Source organism: Methanococcoides sp. (assembly GCF_030594565.1).
In the GTDB taxonomy this organism is placed as follows: Archaea; Halobacteriota; Methanosarcinia; order Methanosarcinales; family Methanosarcinaceae; genus Methanococcoides; species Methanococcoides seepicolus.
Window position 1 is genome coordinate 1 of sequence record NZ_JAUVEY010000133.1, and the last position, 5914, is coordinate 5914.

Annotated in this window: 5 protein-coding genes; 3 read left to right on the top strand and 2 right to left on the bottom strand. The window is 45.9% G+C overall.

What is annotated here, in order from left to right:
* Window positions 1–695: DMT family transporter (locus QAS77_RS09865; protein ID WP_305065295.1), on the bottom strand; the 695-nt coding region annotated here is incomplete at its 3' end.
* A 119-nt stretch (window positions 696–814) separates the two neighbouring features.
* Here QAS77_RS09865 and pncB point away from each other — a divergent pair.
* Window positions 815–2026, top strand: coding sequence for a nicotinate phosphoribosyltransferase (gene pncB / locus QAS77_RS09870; protein ID WP_305065297.1), 1212 nt, complete (start codon window positions 815–817; stop codon window positions 2024–2026).
* A 14-nt stretch (window positions 2027–2040) separates the two neighbouring features.
* Here the strand turns inward: pncB and QAS77_RS09875 are convergent, their stop codons facing one another.
* Window positions 2041–2178, bottom strand: coding sequence for a hypothetical protein (locus QAS77_RS09875; protein WP_305065298.1), 138 nt, complete (start codon window positions 2176–2178; stop codon window positions 2041–2043).
* A gap of 223 nt (window positions 2179–2401) precedes the next feature.
* Here QAS77_RS09875 and QAS77_RS09880 point away from each other — a divergent pair, with 223 nt between their 5' ends.
* Both QAS77_RS09880 and QAS77_RS09885 read left to right on the top strand, forming a co-directional pair.
* On the top strand, window positions 2402–4933 hold the full coding sequence (locus QAS77_RS09880; RefSeq protein WP_305065300.1) for a bifunctional aconitate hydratase 2/2-methylisocitrate dehydratase: 2532 nt from the start codon (window positions 2402–2404) through the stop codon (window positions 4931–4933).
* A gap of 336 nt (window positions 4934–5269) precedes the next feature.
* A complete protein-coding gene (locus tag QAS77_RS09885) occupies window positions 5270–5728 on the top strand; it encodes an alpha-hydroxy-acid oxidizing protein (protein ID WP_305065302.1) in 459 nt (152 codons plus the stop codon).
* Window positions 5729–5914 lie beyond the last annotated feature (186 nt).

Genomic DNA, 5914 nt, shown 5'->3' on the forward strand with positions numbered 1-5914 from the left:
AAGAGGAATCCGAGAGCAGAAGCGAGTATAGCCAGATACATGAGGGCAACAATAACTATTAGAAGGTCTGACTGTGAAACAATGTCGATCCTCATGTTCCTTGCCTCAAAAAGTGCAAATGGGAGCAGAAATATCGTACCTGACAGAGTGATGTCACGGGAAAGGATGAGCATATCCTTCGACCTTAATTTATCTATTATGATAGTATAGAATACCCATGAGAAGACCGAGCCGAACATTAGAAGATCACCAAGGGGATTAAGTGCAAGGTTGAATTTTCCGTTAAGTATCAGTAATCCGACTCCTACAAAGGCAATGAGCATCCCAAAGTATTTGAGTGGGTTTGAAAATGTGCGCTTTAGAATGTCAACTGTGACCAAGAAGAAAATCGGCACAGTAGCACCTATTAGTGATGCGTTCGTAGCCGTTGTATAAGTGAGTGCTACATTTTCGAACATGTAAAAACTTGTAATTCCCAGAAAACCGGCGATCATGACGTATTGTAGTTCTTTTCTGGTATAATCGGCTTTTTTTCTGCAAATAGCAGACAGAAGAATTGTTGCAATGAAAAAACGTAAGAAACCTATGGTCGCGGGGTCCAGATAATTCAACAGGACCTTTGTACCTATGAAAGAGAAACCCCAAAGGATAACGGTCGTAAGCATGTAGATGATGCCTTTTGTCCGATCTTCCATTTTGTTGTCTCCGTTATTTCTGCTCCTTTTTAGAGAGTTACTTATGTGAGCCTGCCCTTTTATATATTGGTTTCGATATGTAGAATCCTATAGGTAATTCAAATAAAGGAAGATCTCAAGTGACCCGATCGATACTGGACAATGACCTTTATAAGTTTACAATGCAGATGGCAGTGTTAGAACTGTTTCCAGATGCACGTGCCGAATACCATTTCATCAACAGGGGCACTCAGAGTTTTACAGATGAGTTCGTGAATGAACTTAGACGTATCATCGATGAAGAGATTTCCAAAATGGCACTTTCCGAAGATGAATACATCTGGCTCAAAGCCAATTGCCCTTTTTTTAAACCATCCTATGTTGAATACCTGAAGAACTTCCGTTTCGACCCGGAAGAAGTGAAGATAGTTCTGACAGAAGATAATGAGCTCGAACTATGTATTGAAGGTCCGTGGCACAGTTCCATATTGTGGGAGATCGTACTCATGTCAACCATTTCGGAACTTTATTTTACTATAGTACATAACGAAGGGGAAGGAATATCTGCAACCAATTGCGTCGAAACTGAAACTGCTCTAATGGATGATTATGGTACTTTCATAGGCGAGATGGGAAGGGAACTGGATTCCAATGGCTGTGTATTCTCTGAATTTGGGACCCGACGCCGAAGAGGGTTCAAATTACATGATAAGGTTATCGAGGTCCTTCATAAACTGGATTCATTTTCCGGCACCAGCAATGTATATTTTGCAAAGAAGTATGGTGTGAGACCGATAGGTACCATTGGCCATGAATGGATAATGGGAAATTCCGCCCTTGTGGGTCTAAGGAATGCAAACAAATTTGCTTTTGATAACTGGGTAAAGGTGTACAAAGGTGATCTTAGTATTGCCCTCAGTGATACTTTCGGTTCAAAGCCTTTCTTTAGGAACTTCAACCTTGGGCTTGCGAAACTTTATGACGGTGTCAGGCATGACAGTGGTGACCCGATCAAGTTCGCAGATGAGGTTATCGAACATTACAAGAAGCTTGGTATCGACCCCATGAAAAAAGTGCTCGTATTCAGTGATTCGCTTCATGTAAGTGATGCTGTAAAACTGAAAGAATATTGTAGTGGCAGAATAAATTGCAGTTTCGGTATTGGCACAACCCTGACGAACAATTCGGACTTTTTCAGTTACAACCCTCCTCTGAACATGGTCATCAAGCTACACAAGATCGATGGTATACCGGTGGTGAAACTTAGCGATTCAGTAGAAAAGGCTACCGGAGATAAGGATGCTTTGAGGGTGGCTAATTACATTTTCGGCAGGAAAGGGCTGGACGATTAAATATTATTTTAGAATCAAGCCTTCAGGAATATTTCAGGATTTGGAAGATTTAGTAGAATCAGTAGTGGAATTGCACCTGCCAGGGAGATGTGGTCGGTAGTGATGCTGTCTGCAACGAACACAAGTGCGCGTGCAGCTTTGATATCTGACATCTCACCGATTTCCAGCGAAAAGTCATGGAAGTTGCAATCTCGCCTTCGACTAGGCTCATTCAAAAAAGATATTCATTTGTTGCCCCGTTAATGTCATATACAGCAAACACGATTATCAGCATCATATCCCATACAATCAAATACTGTTTTAAAGTAACCAGAGAAGAAAAAGCTACACAGTTGCCAATGCAGCCGAAAATACAATTTCTTATGGAGGAAAAAGATGATCGAATCTTATCTAAAACACGAAGAAGAGAGGAAAGCCCAGGGAATTCCTGCACTTCCTCTGAATCCGGAACAGACTTCTGAACTTTGTGAGTTATTACAAAATCCTCCTGCAGACCAGGAAGAGTTCCTGCTCCACCTGTTCAGGGAACGAATCTCTCCTGGTGTAGACCCCGCTGCAAAGGTCAAGGCAGATTTCCTTGGTGATATACTGGCAGGAGATGTCTCCTCACCTCTTATAGACAAAAAGGAAGCGATCAGGATCCTGGGAACAATGATCGGCGGCTATAATGTCAAATATCTTATCGAAACACTCAGGGATGTCGAGGTAGCAGATGAGGCTACCTGTGCACTCTCAGGTATAACCCTCGTCTACGATGCTTTTGAAGACATACTGGAGTTGTCAAAGACAAATGGCGCTGCCGGAAAAGTTCTTGAGAGCTGGGCGAACGCTGAGTGGTTCACAAGCAGACCAGGGATCCCTGAGACCATAACTGTCAGGGTATTCAAGGTTGACGGCGAGATCAACACCGACGACCTCTCCCCCGCCAGTGCTGCATGGAGTCGCCCCGACATACCTCTTCATGCACTGGAAATGGGCAATACCCGCTTCCCGGGAGGCATTGAGGAAATGGCAAAATGGCGTGAGGAAGGAAACGAAGTTGCCTTTGTCGCTGATGTGGTAGGAACCGGATCTTCCCGCAAATCCGCCTGCAACAGTGTGCTCTGGCACATCGGCAAGGACATACCATATGTCCCAAATAAACGCCGTGGCTGTGTGATCATCGGCACTGCTATAGCTCCTATCTTCTTTAACACAGCCGAGGACTCAGGCGCTCTTCCTCTGCAAATGGATATCAGCAAGCTCAGGCACGGCGATATCATCACCATCAATACCGTAAAGGGCGAAGTAACAGATGAAGAAGGCAATGTACTCTCCACTTTTGACCTCAAACCCAACACCCTTCCGGACGAATACCGCGCAGGCGGTCGTATTCCCCTCATAATTGGTCGGTCGCTGACCACCCGGACCCGCGAGGCACTGGGTCTGCCTGAGACAGACATTTTCGTTAAACCCGATAATCCGGTTCCAGAACCAGGACAGGCTTACTCCCTGGCACAGAAGATAGTTGGTCGGGCATGCGGTGTAGATGGAGTCCTGCCTGGAACTGCCTGTGAGCCGATGATGACCACTGTCGGTTCCCAGGACACCACTGGCCCCATGACCGCTGACGAACTCACAGAACTTGCCTGCCTCAAGTTCCAGGCTCCCATGTTCATGCAGTCATTCTGTCACACTGCAGCCTACCCCAAGCCTGCGGACGTGAAGATGCAAAAGACACTGCCAGATTTTGTTTCTGAGCGTGCCGGAGTCTCCCTGTACCCAGGGGATGGAGTGATCCACAGCTGGCTTAACCGCCTGCTGGTTCCAGACACCGTGGGTACAGGTGGCGACTCTCATACCAGGTTCCCGATAGGCATATCATTCCCGGCAGGTTCCGGGCTGGTAGCCTTTGCCGGAGCTCTGGGTTTCATGCCTCTGGATATGCCCGAATCCGTGCTGGTACGTTTCAGTGGAGAGCTTAATTCTGGAATCACCCTGCGTGATGTGGTCAACGCCATACCATACTATGCTATCAAGCAGGGTCTTATGACCGTGCCAAAGAAGAACAAGATCAATATATTCAACGGACGGATCCTGGAAATTGAAGGGTTACCCGACCTCACAGCCGAGCAGGCATTCGAGCTGACGGACTCTGCTGCAGAGCGCTCAGCTGCAGCCGGTTGCATCCAGCTTGATGAGAAGCCCGTAGCCACCTATCTGCGCTCCAACCTGGCATTGATGAAAAGGATGATCGAGGACGGGTACAGCGATGCACAGACTCTCCAAAAGCGCATAGAAGCTGTTGAGGAGTGGCTGGAAGATCCGAAACTACTAAAAGCAGATCCGAATGCAGATTACGCCGCCGTCATAGAGATAGATCTTGCAGATATCAAGGAGCCGATCCTTGCATGCCCAAATGATCCTGATGATGTCAAGCTGCTTTCCGAGGTTGCAGGCACAACTATTCAGGACGTCTTTATAGGTTCATGCATGACAAACATCGGGCACTTCCGCGCTGCAGCCGAGATCTGGCGTGGCCAGAAATTCAACCCTGATGTACGTACCTGGATCTGCCCCCCTACCCGGATGGACCAGGCAAAGCTCAGGGAAGAGTCAGTTTTCTCCATATACAGTCAGGTTGGTGCCCGCATCGAGATCGCGGGATGCTCACTGTGTATGGGAAACCAGGCTCGTGTACCGGATGCCTCCACAGTGTTTTCCACCAGCACCCGTAACTTCGACAACCGTGTGGGTGACGGAGCACAGGTCTACCTTGGCTCAGCGGAGCTTGGAGCGGTTATCTCCAACCTTGGCAGGATACCCACGGTAGATGAGTACATGGAAGTTTACAGGGAGAAGATCGAACCAAAACAGGACGAGATCTACAGGTATCTTCAATTCGATGAAATGGAAGGCTACCTGTAATACAAACTACAAAACCACCTGTGGAGCACTATTAAATGTGTAACTTTAAAGTGCATTTAGCAATAATGGGCACACAACGCCCATTCTCCACATTTTTATCCTTAGTGCCTTATTTCTATAAGAATCCATCAAATTAGAATGAGAGAATTTATATGCTAATTTGATGGACTCATTGGATTCACAGGGGATACAGCAAAGGATTTTCAAGTCCACCCGGGTATAATTGCACTGAAAAGTGTAGGAAGACATGGTGTCAACATTTTCAAACCACGCTCACAGGATACTCTTATTGAACTTATACAAGAATCCGAAAGGTCCAAAGCTATAGCGGTTGGCGTGGATATTGACGGTGCCGGATCGGTTAATTTTACCCTTGCCGGAAAACCGATTGTCAGAAAAAACATCGATGATCTTAAGGAATTAAAACGCTCTACCCCCCTTCCTTTCATGGTCAAAGGGATAATGTGCGAAGAAGATGCAATGGCAGCACTGGAAACAGGTGCAGATATAATAGGCATCTCAAACCATGGCGGACGTGTTCTTGATTCTACCCCCGGAGTTGCTGATGTTCTTCCTAATATAGTGAAAGCTATAAGGGACACTAAAAAAGGCAAAAAGGTAGTGATAACTGCCGATGGTGGTGTAAGGACCGGTTTTGATGTTGTGAAGATGCTTGCCTTGGGTGCTGATCATGTATTGACCGGTCGTCCAATAGTACGTGAGGCTGTCCCCCATGGTGCGGAAGGGGTTAGAAGTTTGATAGATTATATAGGTCAGATATTGAAAAAGCAATGATAATGACCTCCTGCAATACCCTTGAAGATATTAACAGCGATATTCAATTATAGTCAAACACCCAACATTTTGGACTTCTGTTTTTCACTAAGAAACTTTTCAATCCATCTCTTTGCAAAGCTAATTTTTGATGAGCACTCCATAAATTTCTCATGTATTAAATCCCGCATATGATCAATATCGATA